Origin of the sequence: Pseudomonas sp. 2FE, from assembly GCF_005503735.1 — a bacterium.
Classification (GTDB): Bacteria; Pseudomonadota; Gammaproteobacteria; order Pseudomonadales; family Pseudomonadaceae; genus Aquipseudomonas.
The window spans coordinates 1-19358 of the sequence record NZ_SCMO01000009.1 but is presented as its reverse complement, the minus strand read 5'-3'; the positions used below and the strand labels follow the sequence as shown (position 1 = coordinate 19358).

General features: G+C 54.9%; 25 protein-coding genes. 5 read left to right on the top strand and 20 right to left on the bottom strand.

Features of this window, described 5'->3' with window-relative positions; genetic code table 11:
- Positions 1-139: 139 nt before the first annotated feature.
- The 5 genes from FFS12_RS14080 to FFS12_RS14065 form a co-directional block, all read right to left on the bottom strand.
- Positions 140-643, bottom strand: a complete 504-nt coding sequence (locus FFS12_RS14080) for a hypothetical protein (protein ID WP_137887474.1) — start codon at positions 641-643, stop codon at positions 140-142.
- Entirely contained in the window at positions 624-800 is a 177-nt protein-coding gene (locus FFS12_RS19945) for a hypothetical protein (RefSeq protein ID WP_171011880.1), read from the bottom strand. Before FFS12_RS19945 ends, FFS12_RS14080 begins: the two co-directional genes overlap by 20 nt.
- Positions 801-883: 83 nt before the next feature.
- Positions 884-1510 carry a hypothetical protein gene (locus tag FFS12_RS14075; RefSeq protein ID WP_137887472.1) on the bottom strand — a complete coding sequence of 209 codons (627 nt, stop codon included), beginning with the start codon at positions 1508-1510 and terminating at the stop codon, positions 884-886.
- Positions 1511-1740: 230 nt separating this feature from the next.
- Positions 1741-2835, bottom strand: a complete 1095-nt coding sequence (locus FFS12_RS14070) for a recombinase RecT (RefSeq protein WP_137887470.1) — start codon at positions 2833-2835, stop codon at positions 1741-1743.
- A gap of 72 nt (positions 2836-2907) precedes the next feature.
- On the bottom strand, positions 2908-3429 hold the full coding sequence (locus tag FFS12_RS14065; RefSeq protein ID WP_137887468.1) for a single-stranded DNA-binding protein: 522 nt from the start codon (positions 3427-3429) through the stop codon (positions 2908-2910).
- 422 nt (positions 3430-3851) lie between these two features.
- Between FFS12_RS14065 and FFS12_RS14060 the strand changes: the two genes are divergently transcribed.
- The 5 genes from FFS12_RS14060 (at position 3852) to FFS12_RS14040 (ending at position 6788) form a co-directional block, all read left to right on the top strand.
- Positions 3852-4415: a hypothetical protein gene (locus FFS12_RS14060; protein WP_137887466.1), complete on the top strand. Its 564-nt coding sequence runs from the start codon at positions 3852-3854 to the stop codon at positions 4413-4415.
- A 5-nt stretch (positions 4416-4420) separates the two neighbouring features.
- The gene (locus tag FFS12_RS14055) at positions 4421-5272 is read left to right on the top strand and encodes a DsbA family protein (protein WP_256657392.1); all 852 of its coding nucleotides are present in this window, start codon (positions 4421-4423) and stop codon (positions 5270-5272) included.
- Positions 5265-5576 carry a hypothetical protein gene (locus FFS12_RS14050; RefSeq protein WP_137887464.1) on the top strand — a complete coding sequence of 104 codons (312 nt, stop codon included), beginning with the start codon at positions 5265-5267 and terminating at the stop codon, positions 5574-5576. Before FFS12_RS14055 ends, FFS12_RS14050 begins: the two co-directional genes overlap by 8 nt.
- A gap of 191 nt (positions 5577-5767) precedes the next feature.
- The gene (gene csrA / locus FFS12_RS14045; RefSeq protein ID WP_137887462.1) at positions 5768-5989 is read left to right on the top strand and encodes a carbon storage regulator CsrA; all 222 of its coding nucleotides are present in this window, start codon (positions 5768-5770) and stop codon (positions 5987-5989) included.
- Between the two features lie 22 nt (positions 5990-6011).
- Positions 6012-6788: a hypothetical protein gene (locus FFS12_RS14040; protein WP_137887459.1), complete on the top strand. Its 777-nt coding sequence runs from the start codon at positions 6012-6014 to the stop codon at positions 6786-6788.
- A 40-nt stretch (positions 6789-6828) separates the two neighbouring features.
- Here the strand turns inward: FFS12_RS14040 and traN are convergent, their stop codons facing one another.
- The 15 genes from traN to FFS12_RS13975 form a co-directional block, all read right to left on the bottom strand.
- Positions 6829-9471, bottom strand: a complete 2643-nt coding sequence (gene traN, locus FFS12_RS14035; RefSeq protein ID WP_137887457.1) for a conjugal transfer mating pair stabilization protein TraN — start codon at positions 9469-9471, stop codon at positions 6829-6831.
- Positions 9472-9609: 138 nt separating this feature from the next.
- Positions 9610-9807, bottom strand: a complete 198-nt coding sequence (locus FFS12_RS14030; RefSeq protein WP_137887455.1) for a hypothetical protein — start codon at positions 9805-9807, stop codon at positions 9610-9612.
- A gap of 396 nt (positions 9808-10203) precedes the next feature.
- Entirely contained in the window at positions 10204-10338 is a 135-nt protein-coding gene (locus FFS12_RS20245; RefSeq protein WP_256657391.1) for a hypothetical protein, read from the bottom strand.
- Between the two features lie 176 nt (positions 10339-10514).
- Positions 10515-10958, bottom strand: coding sequence for a hypothetical protein (locus tag FFS12_RS19940; RefSeq protein WP_171011879.1), 444 nt, complete (start codon positions 10956-10958; stop codon positions 10515-10517).
- 108 nt (positions 10959-11066) lie between these two features.
- Positions 11067-11270: a hypothetical protein gene (locus FFS12_RS20240; protein WP_256657390.1), complete on the bottom strand. Its 204-nt coding sequence runs from the start codon at positions 11268-11270 to the stop codon at positions 11067-11069.
- Positions 11267-11944 (bottom strand): site-specific DNA-methyltransferase, encoded by a 678-nt coding sequence (locus tag FFS12_RS14020; protein WP_256657389.1) that lies wholly within the window; start codon positions 11942-11944, stop codon positions 11267-11269. The genes FFS12_RS20240 and FFS12_RS14020 overlap by 4 nt, the downstream gene beginning before the upstream one ends.
- A gap of 73 nt (positions 11945-12017) precedes the next feature.
- The gene (locus tag FFS12_RS14015) at positions 12018-12431 is read right to left on the bottom strand and encodes a hypothetical protein (RefSeq protein WP_137887453.1); all 414 of its coding nucleotides are present in this window, start codon (positions 12429-12431) and stop codon (positions 12018-12020) included.
- Positions 12432-12501: 70 nt separating this feature from the next.
- Entirely contained in the window at positions 12502-14367 is a 1866-nt protein-coding gene (locus tag FFS12_RS14010) for a VWA domain-containing protein (protein WP_137887451.1), read from the bottom strand.
- 78 nt (positions 14368-14445) lie between these two features.
- Entirely contained in the window at positions 14446-15600 is a 1155-nt protein-coding gene (locus FFS12_RS14005) for a DUF3150 domain-containing protein (RefSeq protein WP_137887449.1), read from the bottom strand.
- Between the two features lie 75 nt (positions 15601-15675).
- The gene (locus FFS12_RS14000) at positions 15676-16644 is read right to left on the bottom strand and encodes an AAA family ATPase (RefSeq protein ID WP_137887447.1); all 969 of its coding nucleotides are present in this window, start codon (positions 16642-16644) and stop codon (positions 15676-15678) included.
- A 95-nt stretch (positions 16645-16739) separates the two neighbouring features.
- Entirely contained in the window at positions 16740-17096 is a 357-nt protein-coding gene (locus FFS12_RS13995; protein ID WP_137887445.1) for a hypothetical protein, read from the bottom strand.
- Positions 17097-18063: 967 nt separating this feature from the next.
- Positions 18064-18360, bottom strand: coding sequence for a hypothetical protein (locus tag FFS12_RS13990; protein ID WP_137887443.1), 297 nt, complete (start codon positions 18358-18360; stop codon positions 18064-18066).
- 113 nt (positions 18361-18473) lie between these two features.
- Positions 18474-18797 carry a hypothetical protein gene (locus FFS12_RS13985; protein WP_256657388.1) on the bottom strand — a complete coding sequence of 108 codons (324 nt, stop codon included), beginning with the start codon at positions 18795-18797 and terminating at the stop codon, positions 18474-18476.
- A gap of 63 nt (positions 18798-18860) precedes the next feature.
- Positions 18861-19142: a hypothetical protein gene (locus tag FFS12_RS13980; protein ID WP_137887441.1), complete on the bottom strand. Its 282-nt coding sequence runs from the start codon at positions 19140-19142 to the stop codon at positions 18861-18863.
- Positions 19143-19162: 20 nt separating this feature from the next.
- On the bottom strand, positions 19163-19358 hold a 196-nt coding region (locus FFS12_RS13975), incomplete at its 5' end, for a hypothetical protein (RefSeq protein ID WP_171011878.1).

Sequence of the window (19358 nt, the reverse complement as noted above, 5' to 3'; positions counted from 1 at the left end):
AGTTCACCACCCAGGCCAGAAAACCCAAGCGGCAGCCCCTCGAAAGGCGAACGAACCCCAGAGGGCTGTTCGCCCCCTGAGGGAATGTTTTTTCGCTGAAATGATCAGTGATGCACCCGAACCTGGATATCCGCTTGAATTAAGCAGCCACCGAGTAACGGGCGTAGATTTCTTCTCGCTTGCGCATGGCGTCCTCGAAGCTCAGCAGGCCCGTATTGCAGGCCTGAATCACCGCGACTACCTCCATACCGCGCTGCCATTCGACAGTCGTCGCCAGACGATCAAGCGCACCCAGATCAACCATGGTGTACCCGTCATCAAGCATGTCGCCGACGCACAGCTCGGGCGTGTCATGCGTGCAGTGGCCAGTGAAGCCATCACGCTGAAACGCTTGCCAGCGATAACGACCCGCTTGGGAGGCGTCCGGTAGGACGATCCCCCAAGCATCGCGCTTGCTGTCTTTGAGAGTGAGGCCTGTGCCGTGGATGGCGAGCTGACCGAGCAGGTATTCCAAGGAGGAAATTTTCCCCTGGATCTCCTCGATTATCTCGTCAGCCATGAAGGCCAACCCCTCCCCCGTCTCCTTCATCTCCTGCCACATGGCCAGAGACTCATGAAGGCTTTCAATGGTTGAGGGCCGCATGGCTCTGCCCTCCATTGTTGCCAGAGGACAGACCAGGAAAGCCGCTGATGGCTTTCTGAGCTTTAGTAACCGCCTCGCTGAAGGTGTTGGCCTGGCAGCGGTAGGTGGTTTGTTTCTTGGTACGCAGATCGCACATCGAGAGGATGTAGGTACGCATGGTGATTCTCCTTTTCAGATTTTTAGCCCTGAAAAAAAGGCACCTTCCCTGTAGGGGACGTGCCCCTCAGGGAATTGCGTAAGTCAGCAGACGCGCTGGAAGTTTCCAGACTCGACTAGCTGTTTTGCCTGGCTCGATAGGTGGTCAAGAATGCCGTTGGAGAGCGGATCGCTGCCGTAAAACCCCCAGCATGAATCCGTCTCCTCATCATCCTCAGTCACCCGGAAGCCCCACACGTCGCCGGTTAGATATTGGTCATAGACCGTCACCTCACCGACAAGCATCGCGTGAACTCTTTCGATGCGCTCAGCAGTGAGCCGTTTCCAGCTCATCTCACTGCGCACCTTCGCCTTGGAGACGAAGATGAAACCTACCTGCCCGCTATCCCAGCGGCAGGCGAACTGCGTGGTTTTCATCGTGATGCCGCTGTGATCGTAGAGATACAGCGGCAGGATGATCGCCTTGCCCGTTAGTTGGAGAGCCTTCTCAATGTCAGGGACATGAGAGGCGTCGAAATCAATTTGATCGAGCTGCTCGTCGGTCAGGTTCTCGTAGATCAGATCCAACGCTTCCCGTGTGCCGCTTTCGTCGCCCAGATCGTACCGTCGATGCGCGCAGACCATTGTTGCCAGGTTGTCCCACTTGCGCGGGTTCTCAGCATCGCTGTCTTGCACGATTTCTACGGAGATTTTTTGTTGTGCAGTTGCCATATCGTTTTCCTTTCTCAAGAACGACGAAGGCAATGCACCCTGAGGGGCAGATGCCCCGTCAGGGTTGGTTTTTGGTACTACAGCCTTACGGCAGCAGCAGGGTCAGGATGAGCGCGATGATGTCAGCCATCTGAGTTTCCTTTTTATCTAACGCGGCACCCCATGCGGGAATGCCCCGCAGGGGTTGGTTAGACCGGTTGCCCATCTGGGCAACCGAGGTTCTTGCAGGATTACTCGCCTTGCGACGATGCAATGTACTGAGCGCTTTTCAGCTCCCTGACTGCGTATTCACGAGCTTCCACCGGCCACGTCGAAACGTGCTCGAAGGCGGCTTCCCAAGCCCCGGCCTCGCGTGCGCGGCGCAGGATTTCAGCGACCTTGCGGACTACCTTTTCAGGAAGATCCACTTGGCCCTGGTTGGGTTGCTTTTGCTCTGGCTCTACTACCTCACCTTCAATCACTTCCCCCGCAATAGCAGGTTCGGCGGCTTCAGGTTCGGCAGTTTGGGACGCTTCAGCAGGGTCTGCGGCTGCCTGCACAACCTCATTCGAGGTCGGCAACGGCTCAGTCTCCACAACTTCAGCATTACCCATGAATCGCTCAACGACACCCACGGGAACATCATTCGAGGAGAATCCCTCGCCCGCATTAGTGTTGAGGTACTGGATCACTGCGTCGAGTTTTTCGCCGCAGAAAGGCCAGTATTTTCTTGCAATCTTGATGGCTGACTTCTTGCGCATGGAATCTTCAAAGTCGACCCAAGGGCCTTTCTTCTTACGTTTCCACAAGTCAGAAGCCTCGCGAGCAGCATTGATGTCGGCGGCAGTGACCGCCTCCACATGCACTCGCCCATCAGGCAGCAGGGCTTCAACGTAACAACCCAGGAACTCACCCCGATCTTCCTTCTTGGCGAAGGGATCGAAGGCATGCTCTGGAGTGGTGCGTTTGCCTTTGTAGAGGAAGTGATCGGTTGAATAGACCAGCTCCACAATACAGTCACGGATTGCACCGTCGTTTACAGCGACCTTGATCATGCCTCGCCAGGAAACATCTAAGACCACCTGCCCATCACGGGGCACCAGATAGGCAAGCTGACGGGACTGATTAAGGGTCAGACCGCACGCCGCTACCTGGCTAAACGCATTTCTGAGACTGATTGGATTACGCAGTGCCGACTGGCACAGGTAATCGTTGTTCATCATCGCCTGAGACGCATAAAGCAGCTCATTCTTGAATAGAACTTCAGTCTTCGAGGACTCCGCCAACGCCATGAACTTTTCTTCGTTCTTCGCGATAATGGCTACAGCGTTTTGGAAGTTGCTCATATCTATTTTCCTTTCTAGAAAAGAAAACGCACCCTGTTGGGTGCGTTTTATATTTCGATGACTTCTGTTCTGTTAGATGATCAATGCCAGCCGATCACTTATACGGAAGAAGGGGATGTCATCATCAAAGCTGTCATAGTGCGGCGCGCCCTGTTGAGGGGCAGGCTGACTATTCGGGCTTTGCGGGCGCTGTTGTTGCGGGGCGCGCTGTTCACGGCCTTGCGGTTGGGAACTGTCGCCTTGGTTCTCTTTACGACCACCCAGGAGCTGCATAGTGCCCTGCATGTCGACGACGATCTCAGTGGTGTAACGCTTGATACCGTCTTTTTCCCACTCTCGTGTTTGCAACTTGCCTTCGATATAAACCTGCGAACCTTTCCGCAGATACTCTCCAGCAATTTCAGCAACTTTCCCAAACAATGAAACTCGATGCCATTCAGTCTTTTCGACTTTCTGGCCAGATTGTTTGTCAGTCCACTGCTCGCTTGTTGCAAGGCTGAGATTGGTCACTGCATTACCGTTAGGTAAGTAGCGAGTTTCTGGATCTTGTCCGCATGTACCGACCAAGATAACTTTATTTATGCCGCGAGCCATAGTAATTCTCCAATATATAGAACTACGAGGCGGCATTAACCCCAATACGGGGCAATAGCAGCCCCGTTGGGGTTTGGTTTCTTTAAGGTTTCGAGTTGTACTTGTGAGACGGCCAACAAGCCGACCATGTGCCGAAGCACATGAATAAATCAGTTCGCACATGCGAGCTGACTTAATCTCTGAATTCTGGGAGGCTGCTGTTGCAACCACGAGGCGCTAGGCCTACGAGATGGGGCGCACGAGCGTGCTGCCTAGTTCATAACGCCAAAATCAACGGCGTGAGCGAAGTCTGCAACAACAGAATAGCGAAGGCAAGCAGGTTTTTGAAAGGCGTTTTTTCCGTCGCTTTTTTGGTCTGAAATCGATCCATGGCTTTCTCGGAAGGCAGGAGAATAAACCAACTCCGTATCCGAGGAACCACCATGCAGCATCTGAAAGCCTTCCTTCCATTGGGCTTGGCCGTTGGCCTGGCCCTCGTCTCTGGCTGCGCAAGCAAGCCAGAACCCGTCGCCCCCGTAATCGAGGGCACTGACTTCAATGTGACCAGCTACGAGCCCGACATGCGCGAGCACCATACGAGCTGGGGGCATACAGGTCGCGGCGGAGCAGCCCTGCGTAAGCCTGCTTATCAGCCAGTGCTCGGCAGCCTCGAAACTCTTGAAACCCGTGGTGGCAAGCTCCATCCGGAGCTTCAGCCCAAGCAGCCAGTTCCTGATGTCGCCGTGCCTGCGTCAATCGTCTCGGCCAATTGTGCAGACCGCAACACAGTTGCCCAGACATTCGCCCTCGGCCAGCAAGTCTCTGGCGAGCGGATCGTTACCTTGGCCAATAGCCGGGCCTCAGTGGACGATTACATCAACGTCCGCAACAAGCTCTGCAAAGGCGCACAGCGTCTCACCTATGAAGAGTGGGAGATCCTGGTCAGCGGCACGCCTAAAGATGTTCCCCTACGGCTTCAACCTTCCTTTCTCCAGAACCTCAAGTGAGCGCTATGACCAACATGAAATCGGTGCTCGCTAGCACCATCGGCATCTCCGTAGTCAGCTCTGCAATTGCGGTTGGCGTCTCCAGTTACATGGCCATGGGTTATACGGACATGGCCGTCTCCAAAGCGGTATCCGAGCAACTGCCTCAGGCTGTAGCGAAAACCCTTCAGGATCGCGAAGACCAAGCCGTCAGTGCAGCGAAGGCAAAGATCCTATCCAACTGGAAGGCTGCGGCTGACAAGAGCATCAAGGGCCGGCACATCTACGGCAGCCTCGACGCAGAGTTCACCCTGGTCGAATTCAGCGACCTGGAGTGCCCTTTCTGCAAGCGCTTCCATGACACTCCAAAGCAGCTCGTTGATCAGTCCCAAGGCCGGATCAACTGGGAATGGCAGCACTACCCCCTCCAGTTCCACAACCCAACAGCAGATGTTGCCGCTCACGCCTCCGAGTGCGTTGGCGAAGTGGCGGGTAATCAGAGCTTCTGGGCGTTCACGGGCGAATGGTTTTCCCGCTCGCAACTCAATGGCCAAGGCGTAGAAGACATCGAGCGCCTGGCGCGTGAGGTCGGTGCCCCGCTCGACGCCTACAAGACCTGCATGGAAAGTGGCAAGTACAAAGAGTTGATCCAGGCTCAGACAGAGAAAGGCTCCATCATGGGCGTGACAGGTACCCCGGCGACCGTGGTGGTCGACAACGTGTCAGGGAACACCCTGCTGGTCAAAGGTGCTCAGAGCCCGAAGGTCATCATCGAGACCATGACGCAGCTCATCAGCCTTCGCGAGAAAGCACCCAGCCAGGAAGCGCAGCCTGCTCAAGCGGAACCTGCGGCAGACCCGGTGATGAAAAATGGCTAGTAAATGCAGGGTTTCATTCTGGGCCAGCTTCGCCCGGCGATTTCTTACAGAAAAGCCCGATAACCTGAAAACGATCATCGGCGAGCGTAATGCCCTGTTCCAGAATCTGCGCAGCGCGAAGACCTGGAATGCCGTCTACGAGACCCTCAGTGACGACGGCTATTACATCGTGCCAGCCGAGGGGGAACTTATCGCCGTGAACGTGGATACAGGGGTAATGTTTTCTCTCTGGGATTGTGGGCACAACTTGCAGGTGTTCGAGGAGCGGCTTGGCCCATGGCCAGGAGCTTGTTCGGCAGCCTGATGCCCCTCACCGACCCTGCCACTGGCGGGGTTTTTCATGCCTTGGGTTTCCCCAGGCCGCTGTTCTACTGATTTCACCCAAAGCAACCGTATCAGGGAGATACGTCATGACCGAAGCAATCCGCATGTTCTCTTTCTCCCATCATGCTGAATCCCAACAAAACGCCAGCGCCTGAAAACTAAGGAATGCACATGCTCCAGATCGAGCGAAAATCGGGTGAGTCCATCCGGATTGGTGATGACATTGAGATAGTTGTCCTGCGCTCAAGCAATGGCCAAGTCAAACTGGGGTTTTCAGCCCCAAGGGATGTCAAGGTGTACCGCGACGAAATCTACCAGCGCATCCAGGCTGAGGCCTCCACCGCAAATGCCGAGGCCACTGGCTTGGGTAATTCGGGCCGAGCGATAATCTAGTCACGTCAACAAGGAGTTCACGATGAAGTTCTCACACGCTGTACGAGTTGCCATCCTTGGCGTTTCTGTGTCTGTTCTGGCCGGCTGCGCTACCGGGCCGCAATCGAGTGGAATCCATCTTCCTGATCCTTCCACCGTGCCGAAGGATAAGTGGTCGGATGCGATGGTGGTTTTCAATGAAATGGGCCTAGCCGGTCGCCGCGACATCCCTCGTGCGATTGCTGAGCAGCATGGTCTGCTCAATGGAAGTGGCGATGTAGCCCACTTTGCGGTTGACCAAATGGAGGGCAGCACTTCTGTCGGCACAACTGTGCTTATGGTCGGTGGTTCCACCTCGCTGTCGAACCTGCCACAAGTCGCAGCATGGGTTCCTAGTGAGTTAGCAGGTTCCCCCCAAGAGGCGGCCGACCTGTTATCAACGGCTTGGCAGGAAGCCCGTACCCAGGCATTCCCCAAGACTGCATCGGGAAACCAGCTCAAGGCCAGTATGTTCATGAACGGGCAGCTCCAGATCCAAGGCGAGCCGTTGGAGCGGTTGCAAACGTTGCGCTCGAGCAAACCTGCACCAAGTTTCATTTCAGCCAAGACGGTCGTAGGCCCGGTATTTATCCCGCTGGGTGTACAACTGACGGCAGATGCCCGAGGTAACGGCATGACCAAACAGGAGGCCGCCATTCGCATGTCTGCGCACTTGCCATCGTGGGTCTATATCTACCAGGGCGGCAGCAAGATGACACGGCCAATGTCACCACCAGCGATGTACAACAAGGGGAATGAGCTTTTCTTCATCGGTAAATAACAAAAACCCGCCAGATGGCGGGTTTTTTATTGACTCGAAATTAACGTAACTCTTCCTCTGCCTGTTTCTTGATTTTGTCGATATCAACATCTTGCAGACGCTCGATGTTCCGATCAAGGGTATTTGCCCTGTCAGTCCCTTCGTTGAAGATCTCGCCCAGTTGACTGCCCGTTCCAGTGAGGTTATCAATTCCTACTGTTGTAGGTGTAGGTAGCCTTCCCGCCAAATTAAGCATCCCGATCCACTCCGACAGGTCAACCTTGTCCCAGTCTACTTGTTGCAGTTCGTCAGGAGTCAAACCCTCGCAAGACGGTGACTTAACATCTCCGTAGCTGATACCCAACTGCTCCCTTGCAGACTCCTGAACAATTCGTCCAACGACCGAGCCATAGCAGCAGTAGGACTCGCGCATTTCAACGCAGCCAAAAGCGGACTCAGAAGCGCAGTAGGTTCCCACGAGGGAGCACTGTCGAGTTGCATTCTTCGCCCCCAGCTCAAACTCCTTTTCCTCGCACTCCCAAATGATGTTAATCAGCAAGTCCACAATGACATAGACCATGTACACCCAGCCGATAATGTTCACAACCATCGCTACTTGGGAGCCTAAACCGGAAACTGCACCATCAGCACCCACCGCAAATACCGTGTTTGCGGCCCCGGTGGCCCCCGCCTCAACCATCGCATCGTATGCCCACTGCATTAGCTGCTGTTGAAGCTGACTGACGAACTCACCAGCCAGTGTGTCGGTAAATGCGCCCGAAGCGTTGCCATAGACGTTTGACCACTCCCCTTTGATTAGAGTGCTAGCACCTGTAGTCACGGCGTTAGACGCTGCCTCCCAATACCCAGGCCCAAAGAGACTGCCTGTTCTATTCAGTGCCTCTATCGAACTGGTCATCTTCAGCGTGTTCATCGTGAGGTTCACATAGTCGAGGATACTGACGCCCTCTGGTGCTTCGCAGCAGTCAACGTAACCGCCGAGTGCCTTCTTGCACTCCATGGCCTCGCCTTTGAAGACCTTGCAGGAGTTGGACACTTCGATACTGCTGCCATCACCACCGCAGGCCAGATCGTGCTCGGCAAACTGCGCCACCTGGAGCATCGCTGCGGCGTAGGCGAAGTCGCCACTCTTCACGTTGGATGTGTCAAAGCACTCGCTGCCCATGCACCTCGCGCCACCGGGACAATCAATGTCCGCGCCAGTATTTACGATGGTTTCGTAGGAGGTGTCGTAGCCGCAATCCCATACCTCGGAGAAGGCATAACAGCTACCGGAATCGCCCTCAGCACCCTTGATACAGGCCTGGGAGATGAAGCCGCAGTTCGGGTCTGCCTCTTTCTCTTTGCAAGAGTCCAGAACCCCGCCATTGTTGGTTGGGCAGTGCTCTTTGCCCGTGGGGTCTTTGTAGCACTTCAGGTCGCCCTTGTAGAAAGAGCACTCGGCAGTGACGTTGGCCTTTTTGCAGAACGGATCGATGCTTGGGGTAGGTGAAGGCTTCATGTCCGAGCGGCAAACTCTCACCCCGTTTTCGGATGTACAGCCGTTCGCGTCGACCACAGGCATCTCGGTACAGGACATGCTCACGTTTTTGCAGAAGCCATCGTTCACCATGTCGAACATGGGTAGACGCTCGCTTGGCCCCCAGCCGTTGTCGACGATGGCCTTGGCCGGGTCGTAGAGGATCTTGATCCGAGCGTAGATTTCTCCTCTGTTACCTACCGAAACTCTCATCTTTAATGTTTGTACATCTCCCTCTCCTTTGAATTGGCTCGTTATATCAACGCCACCACCTTGCAAAGTACCTGTACCACCAAGGTTACCAACGTATTCACATGAGAAACCGGCGGGGAGCTGTGACTGGTTTTCCGGGAAAAAGCCTACTGGGTTCAGCCAAACTCGGGTGTCATTTAGATAAATCTCTGCAAAGTCATCCCACTGAATAAAATCAATTTTTGCACTGGTAATGGCTTCCTTGTTGATAACGCGGTATCTCACATATTTTTCATAAACATTGCACCAACCGCCAAGGTTGTTATCTACGACATCGCCAATCCATAAATACATGCAGCCGACGCCGCAAGACTGGAAATTGGGCTCCCCGGACAGATACTCAACCACACCAATCTTGTAGTCATGGTTGAAGTTCACGTTGCCGCCCTGGTCAGTGACTCGCTCACAGGTCTCGTACTTAGCAACGTGTGCATCGCGCTTAATGGTCTCGAAGACCTCGGTTCGCGTGCAGTCGGCAAAATTCTCTTTGAAGCCATCCATGAAGGTTGGCTCGCGAACCTTGTCGGCCTGGTTGAGCATGGGGTCTTTGGACAGGTCTACCGATGTCCGCTTGTTGCTTTCGACGAGCGTGCGATAGGCATCGCCTTCACGGGACTCCTCAGCCTGGAGCCGTGTGTTGGCGTTGATGCCGATGTCGATGGTCTTGTTGTCGTCCCCATAGACTTCCTCGAGCGAGGTTGTGCCTTCGGTAGCCGGGAAGAGGTCTTGCAAGGTTGTAGAGCCAGCCTCGCCGTTGAAGACAGAGACCCCATAACTGCCTACCTCCTGGCCCGCTGCTGACCCAGTGCTGACTGCATCAGCCCAGGCATTGAAGGTCATGCTATTGAGATAGAAAGCAATCATGGCTGCTGTAGCCACGCGCTTTAGGGCTGTTTTCGTTGAGTGCCGCATGATTGCCCATCCAGGGAAAAGGATAGGTCGATGCTATGGGAAGGGAGGATTGAAATGGATCGTTTTCAGGCGGTTATATCGTCTGAAAAAGCAAAGCCCCGGATGGGGTTACCATGCCGGGGCTTGCGGTGTTTCTGATCATGCCGAAGGCATCACGAAGACGTTTCCGTCACTCGGAATCAACCGATGAATGACTGCCCAGGACTTCACGAAACGAGTATCCGGATCGTTGCCGCCGACAGTCTTTGCGATCTGCTCGGGTACTTTGAACACCCGGCCAGACTCGATCATCAGTTCATTCAGCTCTTGGCAGAACAGTGCGTTTGCAGCGGCCATATCATTTCTCCAGGTGGGTGATCCCCAGAACTCTCCTTTCAAGAAGAGCTCTGGTGGATCACCCACAAGGGATGACCACTGAAACGTGTCTAGCTCACGCTAGACAGAGTTCTTTCACTAAACCGGAATCCCGAAGGACGCGGATCAGCGGACCTTACGGGATTTCCCCGTCAGGGTTTAATTATTTCCAACTCCGAGCCATTAGGCTGAATTAGAAGAGTCACAACAAAGCCACTTGCCTGCGAATAAATCGCATGAGCAAGATTCGTGTTTTCTGCCAACGATGAAGCGCTGCGAACAGCGTCAATTGCGTCTACATAGAACATCGCGGATACCTCTTACATGGCAAGACACCTCCAATTAGTTTGAAGGTGCCATGCCAAGAGCTTTATTGAATCAACTGCTCTGACGAGCTTTGATCAGTTCTGCGGTATGCGACTGTTGAACAGAAGCGACGCCGGAATCAAATGCCGCGCAGCCAAGTTGAATGCCACCAACAACCAGTGCGGACAGGATGATCAGAGTTTTCATGGTAATTCTCCGTAAGCAAAAAGGTGCAGACGGAGAGCTACCCTGGCGGGGAGTTATCTCCCCGCTGCGGGTTTTTTATGCACACAGAAACGCCAATATCCAGTTACCTGGATGCTGATGTCTTGAGTGCGATTTTTAAGCCTGTTTGAAAGCGCGGCTCTGCTTTGGTGTGACCATCACATACATGATGAATCACTTGCTTGATCGCATACGCGATTCAAGCGCTTGGTGAACATTGCACATGCAATGACACTAAGATCTAAGCGCGAAGGGATCGCGCCGGAGGAGTTCTTGAGAGTGAACCGTGAGGAAAACTCTAATGGTGTGGATGATACCAAAACCAATGACCCAGGCAAGGTACAGACGAAAAAAAAGGGTGACCCGATGGGCGAAAACACCCGATGGCCCCTTTTATCACGGAAGCGATTGACCACCACTTCCATCGGCTCTTCCAACTTTATCGGATGGTCGAAGCCTTGTCCCTTTGAGTGCTTCAGGAGGATTACCCCCCCTGAAGACAGCTCCCAAAGGTGAACCTTGGTTGCTCCCCTGGATACCCAGGCCTTACGACTGATCGAGGCCTGGCCTTGCAGTTGTGCCGCTTCAAGGATCGCGTTCATCTTCTCTCTCCGTTTATGACACGGAGAGAGCCCCATGCGGGGATTTCTCCCCGCATGGGCTAGTTTTTTATCGTTCGAGAACGATTGCCTTCCTGGTAGGGAGGCTTTTTAAGCGACCAGTCGGTAGACGCCGGGCTCCAGTCGGACGAAGAATTTTTCGTCCTGTAGAACCTGTCGCACCTTGGCGGCCCAGTGGTTGTTGCTGCGAGTCTTGGCGTAGGGCTCAAGGGCTGCGTTGATCTCCTTCAGGTGAAGGGTCTTGCCGCCTTGAAGCACTCGCCGTACCGCCGCCCGCCAGGTAATACCCGTCATGGCTTCAGCACGGCGCTCCATCGTTCCCAGGAGGAACAGGGAAGCCTGCAACTTGCGAAACACCAGTAGCTTTGTGCTATTCGGATCAGGTTGCCCTTGTACGTCCGCGAGTCGCTGACGCAGTTGTGCTGCACCTTGATGACCTCATCAATGAGCTTGCCCGGCGCAACCCGCTCCACGAGGGAACTGAGGTTGTAATACTCGCCAGCCTTGCGCATGTTGCCCATCAGAATCCCATACACGCCGCCACGTTCAACCGCGTCATGAATGTTCATCACTGCCAACTCCAGAGCTTCTGTGAAGTCTGGGAGGTTCATGCGGGACATATCCCACTTGTTCGCCTCGCCCCACTCCACGCCGCTGTATTGCAGCATCCCCGCGTAGGGTGGATGCCACCAGGCGACATGGGCTTCTTCTCCCAGGAACGATGCAAGATCGTCGGTCAGGAGGTTGAAACCCTGGTGTAGGTCGGTGCCGATAAAGCGAATGCCCATCTCACGAGCAACATCGACGCTGGTACCGCCGCCGATGCTTGGATCTACCACTAGACCATCCTTGCGCTTCATGTAAGTCGAAATGAAATCGCGGACGATATGGCCCGTGCAGTTTCCACGGTATCGAGAGTTTCCCCAGCTACCGCGATCCGGATAGGACACAACAGAACTTTTCAGCATGATTTTTCATCTCCATTTCTCATACCGCAGAAAGGGAGAAAGCCCGCTGGGGGCTTTCCCCCATGCGGGCTTCTTATCGTGTGTGCTTAGCAATGATCGCCAGGGTGCTAGACCGAACATCTTCATGGTCGGCTTCCCAGGCGTTGCAGCAGGTCTTGAAGCTGAACGAGTGGATATCGTCTGACATCATCCAGTCCATTGCCTCGGCTCTAGTCGCCTCACTCACCTGTGGGTGAATGATTTGTCGGAGCGTCAGTTTCAGCAGGTAACCACGCAGCCACTCAACGTAATCATCAGTGATCTCGTCTCGTGCCCGCAGGGCTTCAAGCTCAGCATCCGACATCTCCAGGAGGTCGAGGAACCCCAACTGGAAGGCGCGCACAATGCGCGCTTTAGGCCGGGGTCTACGCTCAAACGAGCGACGCTGAATAATCACTTGCTCCCCGAACAGATCCAGCAGGGGCAAGGCAGTAGCAGTATTTTCCATTTCAGACCTCCTCAAACCGACAGAGGCCTCCCGCTAGGGGAAAGCCCCTAGTGGGTTGAATGGTTAGTTGTCAGGCGACCAGTGCTTCGCGAACCAGCTCGAAGAGCGCGTTCTTGAGTCTGGAAACCTCGCCTACAGCGCGGTACTGGCTGAACAGGTTTTTGAGGATGTAGTCATTGGCAGAGCCAAATCCCAGAGCGATAACTTCAATACCGCTCGCCTCACACCGTTCAATCATTTCCTTCGCCGGGGCAGTTCCGCCGCTTGGTTCGCCGTCCGTGATGACGAAAAGAATTTTCTTCTCGCCCTTCGCTCGCAGCACCTCCACAGCAGCAGGCCAAAGCGCTTGTGCCAAAGGCGTTCCGCCTTCAGCCATAGAGCCAAAGCCCCCTGTATTAACCGCACGACTCAAGCGCTCGTTAGGGCTCTTGATTAGCGAACACTGCTGTTCGCCGGCACCCTTCCTTTCCGGGAATGACATCGCGCCACTTGTTACCAGCGAGATCCCTTCCAGGGCATGCAGTACGGCATAGACAGCGGCCTCGGCCTGATCCATGGAATCCTTCATGCTCCCCGACTTATCGAGAAGAATCTGGATTGCCGCAGACTGGCGCTCAGCGCGTGCCTTGCTCCTAAACACTCGGGTTTCGCCGCCTTTCAGCATTGCAATACGCCCTGTGTCGATCCGCTTGCCTGAACGCTTCAGCCGAACACGGCAATCAACCTGCGCCTGTAGCAGACCGTTGAGGCTCTGCCGGAGACCGGAGGATTGCTCGATGCCAAGCTGGGCGCGGCGCGCTGAAGCCGTGTCCGAACGATTGGACGAGCGCCCTCCCAGTACAAACGGAGGCCGTTCAATTCGCTCGCGGGACGCCTTACGGCCCAACATCTCGCCTGCTGCATCGCCCACTTCCGAGATCAACCCTTTCAGGTCTTCCTCGGTCGCTTCATTGGCCTGCTTGCGCAGGTTGCTGGCTTTGCTGGACGGCTTGCCGTCGGCTTGCTGATCAGCTTCTCCAGGCTGGCCAGCATCGCTGCCTTGGCCTGGTTGGGACTGGGATTGCTCACTGGAGTCAGACTGACCTCCAGCGGAAGATTTCTGCTCGGAGTCCGGTTGCCCGTTCTCGTCGCCTTCACCTTCAGCAGATCCAGCGCTGGAGTCAGAATTACCCGAGTCATCGGCTTCATCCTGGCCATCACCTTCACCACCTTCATCGCCGTCCTGTTTCTCATCCTGCTGCTGGTCACCACCCTCCGAGCTGTCTTGCTCTTCAGGCGCACCCTCCGAGCCCTCATCGGGCTGCGGTTGGTCATCCTCCTGCTGTTCCTCTTCCGAGGGCAGCATGCCGATGATGGCGTCAGCCAGTTCCAGCGCCTCGTGAGTGCTTGCGCACTTCAGGACTCCAGAGACCTTCTGCATGATTTCCTCACTCAGCGTTTTGCCGAGGAGTTTTTCTTGTGCCGCAAGCATGACTTGAGCGGGTTGGGCCAGATCCTGCTTGAGCACCATCCAACGGCCTGCCAGAAGCAGAGTGTCGTGAACGATGCTGAGAGGAGCCTTAGCTTCTACCGCCGCCGGGTCGAGCGTTTTACCTAGTACCTTTTTGACGAGGTAGTTCAGATCCGACTCAGTGCCTGGGTATTGCTCGATGCTCAAGTTCTCGATGCGAATATCTTCAAGGATATTCAACACCGACCGCCGGAACGGCTTGGGCGCAGCGATCTCGAAGCACTCCATGACGGTGTTGCGTACATGGGAGCACTCGTGAGCGATGTAGCCGAAGGTCAGGGGCAGATCGTCCTCAGTGAAGGGGACGTTCACGTTTTTGCCATCTGTGAAAGCCTGGTTGCCCTCTACGCGCACTTTGACGCCAGTAAGCTCGGCAAGGTGCTGTGCGTAAATCGGCAGGGAGCCGATCAGGGATTTTGCGTTCATAAACTTCTCCTTTCTCGCCACCGCGAAAAGGAGTAACCCCGCGAGGAGGGTTACTCCCACGCGGGGTTTAGTTTTGGTTCAGATGCTGAAGGTGCCGAAAGGCATGTCCAGGCTGACCTGATTGATTACGAGGCTTTGATCTGCGAGTTCCGCCGGAGCGGCTTCTTCGATCTCGATGGCCTCGACTACAAGAGCTTCCTGCTTGGCTTCTTCCGCTGGCTGCGGAGCTTGGCTGGTTTGCACCAACAGCTCTTCATCCAGGGTTTCCGCACCAACAGGTACTTCTGCGACTTCTACAGCGGGGGCAGCAGCTTCAACTTCGGCGGGAGCCTCAATTTCAACTGGTGCAGGAGCTGGAGCAACGACCAACGAACCGTCTTCACGACCGTTGGCGATGTTGAGGTTCTTGATCAGACGCTTGATCGAATCCTCGTCAGAGAGAGCCGATACAAGCGTTACCACACTGTTGTACTGCGTACCATTCACCACGCCAGACAACGGCAAAGCCGCGAGGACTTCTTCGATGTGCTGGGTTAGGGCTTGGACTTCGCTGGAGAGGAACATCAGGCCGTGAAGTTTCGCGTTGATCTTCCGCACCGTATTCAGCGTCGTTTGAGTGACATGGCCACGAGTGGCCAGTCCAGTTTCAAGCAGGCGTTCTGCCGTTTCTGCCGTTTCAGCGTAGAGCTGATCAGACAAGCCACGAACCTGAGTGCCGAGCGTGTTGGACAGGTGTTTGTCGCCATCTGGGGAAACACGGCAAGCCGCGTAGCCAAAGTGCATACCTGCATCTACCTGCGCCTTCGGGGTTACCGAGGTGCGGATAGCGTTACGCCATTCCTGCTTTTCCCAACCCTTGTCGATCCACTCATTGATCCAGCGGTCGTAGTTCGGGAGGAAGTTGCCTTTCAGGTCGTAGAACTGAGATTTCAGTGCTTCCAGGCGATCTACAACCTCCTGGATTTTGTCCTGGGAAACGGCATAGCCGCCCAGAAACCTCACACCGCACTCCTCTACCACCTTGGTTGCCTGCCGCTTGATCTTCTCGAACGGCTTCAGCTTCTCCGGGTCGATAACACGCATCGAGCCCAACGAAGCCAAAATTGCAGGAGGAATTTTCCCCTCCAGCATTTCAGGCTTGAGCTTTTTCCGAGCAGTCCACAGGTGGATACCGGAAAGATCAACCAACAGAAGTTGGTCGAGGATTTTGATTTCATTCTGTTGAATGGTCATTGCGATTTTCCTTTCTCTCAAACGAAAAAAAGGGGGAATCGCGCCCGTTTGGGGGTTGATTCCCCCTTAGGGTTTTTAGACAGCCTTCATCCAGTCACCACCAAAAACGCTTTCGGCGATCTTGCTGATGGCGGTTCTCTGTACGCGGTCGCAGCGGTTAAGCAGAGACTCTTGCAGAGCTTGTTGCATTGGATTTGCAGCTCCGACATGGGTGTACCCACACGAAATACGACCCCAGCGCAGCAACGTCCGGGTGGACATCGTGACGCTCAGGTAGTTGCCGCCAATCCCTTGATGCTGGGAGCGAATTGAGGTCGCTACCTTCACCATCTTTTGTGCCAGTTCTTCCGGGAGCATCGGCAAAGCAGCAACCAAGGTTGCGACTTCGTTATCAGCATCGAGGTAGGGCACCTCGAACACACGGAAGCGGTCTAGCGACGCCAGGTTCTGCTGCATGGTTGCAGCGTAACCGCCGGTCTCGTCACCCTGCCCCGCCGTGTTGCCGCAAGCGACAAAACGGAAGTTCGGATGAGCGTGGATGACCTCGCCATTGTTCTCAGCAATCACCAAGGGGCGACCCTCCATGACTGCGTGCAACCCAACAGTTACCGCCGGATCGAGCGTGTCGTACTCATCGAGCACGAACACAAACCCGTTGCGCATAGCTAGGGTTAGCGGCCCATCCACGAACTTCGTGTTCAGGTCGCCGCTCACCGGATCGGTGACAGGCAGGTTGTAGCCAGTAAGCTCCGGCATCTCCATTCGGCTGTGTGCCGAAACGGTGAGGCAGGGCCAGTTGAGCTGGGCGGTAATTTGCTCTACGAGCGAGGACTTACCAGAACCAGTTGGGCCAAGCAGCATGCAGCTATCGCCAAACGGAGCGTACAGCCAGTTCATGAACGGCTGCACCAAACCGATGCGGAAGAAATACTTCTTCGTCGGCGCAACGTACTGCATCCACTTGTGTCCAGCAGCAAAAGCAGGCGCTTGCGCGGTGCTGTTGAAGCCGAACTCTTTCATCTCAACTTTTGTATTGAATTGCATTTTATATTCTCCATTCTCAAGAGCAGGTGCCCGAAAAAGGAGAATTCCCATAGGGGAATAACTCCCCCAGTGGGCGGTTTTGTTGGTTGCTGTTATTAGGCAGCGGTTACCAGATCGATGACAGACATGCTGTCTTCGTTAGTTTTTTTGGTGAAGCTAACGACAGGCGTGAGGTTGTGATAAATCAGCTCAGCGCACAGCGAGTGCATCATCCATGGTGGGCAGCTAACCAGAACGGTAGTTGCGCCAGTCTTCTTTGCCTCAGCAAGGGCAATTTCGCTAAGACGCTCAACGCGCTTCGCTACGCTTTCCTTGTTAGGCAGAACCGGGAAGAACAGAAGATTACGAATCTCCTGAAACTCCTTCCAGCTACTGAGATCACGAACGCCGAAGCCTTCGAGCTCACCAGTGGTTTTGAACTTGGTCAGGTTAATGACTGGTTTGTTATCCATTTCTCTACTCCAGATATTTAGAGCGGAGAAAGCCCATACGGGTTTTCCCCGCATGGGTGGTTTCTAAGCTGATAGAGTCGCAGCTAACGACCCGTGCAAGGCACGGACAAACATCTACGCTCAAGCGTGGATGAATGATTCTTGGGGGTAACATAAGCCAGACGGACTTATGTTTACTTGAAACAGCCCCGAGTGGGACTGTGAGGGTTCTTGAGCTGCAATAGCGCGCAGCTTACGCACCTTTCGGCAGAGCCATGATGCCTACTTACAAGATGACCTGCAACCCTTCGGGAGCACGCAAATTTGCGAGCAATGAACCCATCCGGCGCTCAGTTCGAGCTCGACTTCGAGGCCGTCAGCGAAGTCGCGCAAAGGGACGCAGCACGCGCCAGAGCCACGGCCATCCTGGGCAAGCAGAAGCTGCTGGTCAGTCGCTGGTGGCCTTGGGCGCAGCTCGCCCTGGCAAAGGACGCAGATCCGGTAGCAACCCTCTGCGCCTTATCATTTTCGCGCCGGGAGACCCTATAGATCAGGCCAGCCCTAGCCCCAGTAGGGGGCATGCCGAGATAAGGCAAAAATTAGGACATTCGTTCTGTAAGACAATGAATTACAAGGGAGTTTATTTGGCTCTTGTGTGCTGGTCATGTCGCATGCAAGTGGTTGCAATTACGCACTAACTTGAGTTTGCCTTCGGCAAGAAACGTGAGAGTAGCGAAGCAAGTACCCACCAAATTCCAAGCCAGACGAGAACAACTATCGCCCAGCCTAGCAACGATGGAGTAGGCCACCCACCAGATTCTGCTGCGGCAAATACGGGAATCCCGACCGATTTGAACAGCATGAGTGGCACATACACAGAGCCTGCGATGGCAGGAGCCAATACCTCTGGTGCGATTAAAACTGCGGTTGAATGGCCAACCAACAGGACGGCGAACAGCAGCCAACGAACGAGCATGAGTCTGACTTCCTACTGGTCGCACTGCATTGAGCCAACAAGCCAGCCGAAGGGCGCATGAACACCTTCCGGCGCCAGGGCCATTTCCATAATGCAAACGTGCCCGCCTGCGACTTCGGCCTTCGCCTTCGCCTGGCGTGCGGTTTGTTCGGTCAACGTGACGCTCACGGAGTCAGCTGGTACGTCATAGAACTGCACCATGAAATTTGCGGCCAAGGCCTCGGGCCTGGTGTCGGCTTGTGCGTTGGCCAGAGCGGGTAGCAGCACGAGGGTGGCAATGCTTACGGAAAGTGCGTTGATGATGCTCACGTTATTTTCTTACCTTCTTCCAAAGCGCTGCGACCTGTATGGTCGGCCAGCTCCGTTCGGAGTTTCCATTCTTGATCCGGGGGCGGTTCATTGGTGCCTCAGTCGTCGACCGATCAAGTCAGGTGAGGAATACCGATGGCGTCCCAATCGTGGGGTTGCGGAGCAAAGCCAGGCACCCAAGGCCACGGAACGTCAAACTCATGATCTTCCGAGGCAAATACAGCCGTTTCCGTGTTGAGGTAATCGAGAACCCACAGATATGCGCGCTTCCCCTCGACCGTGACGGGGCCAAGGATAGCCACTAGATGCTTAAACCCTTCTGGCGGCACAACAGGAGGAACCCAGCCGGCAATCAGCCTCTCATGCTGCGGCGGATACGTCCTATCCACCCCCTTGTAAATCTCGGCTTCACCCTTCGTCATTTCGCTAGTGTCCATTCCAACCATCCTCATTGTGTTGACCGCCTTCGATGATGCAGTCAATTAGCAGAATCCCAAGCCCTACCCAATGGAGCTGCCAATTGTGCGCAGCAGATCATCGAGCATGTCAGCTCCGTACCTGTCCCAGTAATAGAGCACCGTGCGCGGCTGGACGTACCCGGTGAAGAACACCAGCCAGTAACCGATAGAGCACAGCGTCACGATCTTGATGAACAGCGTCCGGGCGATCCGCCCGTTGAACAGAATGCTTGCGACGACACCGCCGGCAATGCCGCCGCCTACGGCGAATACCAGAAACCAAATGATGTGCTCGATGTAGTCAGACAGGTATAGAGAGAACATTCGCGGCCCCCTTCACTTCGTTAAACATTGCCGCGAGCTCCATCCCAGTAGGATTTGAGGTAGAAAATTCCTGCTGGGATCAGGATGAGCAGGATGTTGGCCACCACGGAAAGGGCCACCACCGTGACCGCGCCATTGAGCGCATGCCACATGCCTCGCTCGAGGTAATACGCCACTTCATCCGCGCTATTCGTCACGAACTCCATGACGGCGCCC

What these genes read in the sequence shown, in the direction of transcription:
- FFS12_RS14050 (WP_137887464.1), top strand. Translation starts at nt 5,265, where the DNA reads ATGGCTAGTAAATGCAGGGTTTCATTCTGGGCCAGCTTCGCCCGGCGA.
- csrA (WP_137887462.1), top strand. Translation starts at nt 5,768, where the DNA reads ATGCTCCAGATCGAGCGAAAATCGGGTGAGTCCATCCGGATTGGTGAT.
- FFS12_RS14010 (WP_137887451.1), bottom strand. Translation starts at nt 14,367, where the DNA reads ATGAACGCAAAATCCCTGATCGGCTCCCTGCCGATTTACGCACAGCAC.
- FFS12_RS14015 (WP_137887453.1), bottom strand. Translation starts at nt 12,431, where the DNA reads ATGGAAAATACTGCTACTGCCTTGCCCCTGCTGGATCTGTTCGGGGAG.
- FFS12_RS14080 (WP_137887474.1), bottom strand. Translation starts at nt 643, where the DNA reads ATGCGGCCCTCAACCATTGAAAGCCTTCATGAGTCTCTGGCCATGTGG.
- FFS12_RS13980 (WP_137887441.1), bottom strand. Translation starts at nt 19,142, where the DNA reads ATGTTCTCTCTATACCTGTCTGACTACATCGAGCACATCATTTGGTTT.
- FFS12_RS14070 (WP_137887470.1), bottom strand. Translation starts at nt 2,835, where the DNA reads ATGAGCAACTTCCAAAACGCTGTAGCCATTATCGCGAAGAACGAAGAA.
- FFS12_RS14065 (WP_137887468.1), bottom strand. Translation starts at nt 3,429, where the DNA reads ATGGCTCGCGGCATAAATAAAGTTATCTTGGTCGGTACATGCGGACAA.
- FFS12_RS20240 (WP_256657390.1), bottom strand. Translation starts at nt 11,270, where the DNA reads ATGACGGGTATTACCTGGCGGGCGGCGGTACGGCGAGTGCTTCAAGGC.
- FFS12_RS14005 (WP_137887449.1), bottom strand. Translation starts at nt 15,600, where the DNA reads ATGACCATTCAACAGAATGAAATCAAAATCCTCGACCAACTTCTGTTG.
- FFS12_RS14075 (WP_137887472.1), bottom strand. Translation starts at nt 1,510, where the DNA reads ATGGCAACTGCACAACAAAAAATCTCCGTAGAAATCGTGCAAGACAGC.
- FFS12_RS19940 (WP_171011879.1), bottom strand. Translation starts at nt 10,958, where the DNA reads ATGAACGCGATCCTTGAAGCGGCACAACTGCAAGGCCAGGCCTCGATC.
- FFS12_RS13995 (WP_137887445.1), bottom strand. Translation starts at nt 17,096, where the DNA reads ATGGATAACAAACCAGTCATTAACCTGACCAAGTTCAAAACCACTGGT.
- FFS12_RS14030 (WP_137887455.1), bottom strand. Translation starts at nt 9,807, where the DNA reads ATGGCCGCTGCAAACGCACTGTTCTGCCAAGAGCTGAATGAACTGATG.
- FFS12_RS14040 (WP_137887459.1), top strand. Translation starts at nt 6,012, where the DNA reads ATGAAGTTCTCACACGCTGTACGAGTTGCCATCCTTGGCGTTTCTGTG.
- FFS12_RS14060 (WP_137887466.1), top strand. Translation starts at nt 3,852, where the DNA reads ATGCAGCATCTGAAAGCCTTCCTTCCATTGGGCTTGGCCGTTGGCCTG.
- traN (WP_137887457.1), bottom strand. Translation starts at nt 9,471, where the DNA reads ATGCGGCACTCAACGAAAACAGCCCTAAAGCGCGTGGCTACAGCAGCC.
- FFS12_RS20245 (WP_256657391.1), bottom strand. Translation starts at nt 10,338, where the DNA reads ATGAAAACTCTGATCATCCTGTCCGCACTGGTTGTTGGTGGCATTCAA.
- FFS12_RS14000 (WP_137887447.1), bottom strand. Translation starts at nt 16,644, where the DNA reads ATGCAATTCAATACAAAAGTTGAGATGAAAGAGTTCGGCTTCAACAGC.
- FFS12_RS14020 (WP_256657389.1), bottom strand. Translation starts at nt 11,944, where the DNA reads ATGCTGAAAAGTTCTGTTGTGTCCTATCCGGATCGCGGTAGCTGGGGA.
- FFS12_RS14055 (WP_256657392.1), top strand. Translation starts at nt 4,421, where the DNA reads ATGACCAACATGAAATCGGTGCTCGCTAGCACCATCGGCATCTCCGTA.
- FFS12_RS19945 (WP_171011880.1), bottom strand. Translation starts at nt 800, where the DNA reads ATGCGTACCTACATCCTCTCGATGTGCGATCTGCGTACCAAGAAACAA.
- FFS12_RS13985 (WP_256657388.1), bottom strand. Translation starts at nt 18,797, where the DNA reads ATGGACACTAGCGAAATGACGAAGGGTGAAGCCGAGATTTACAAGGGG.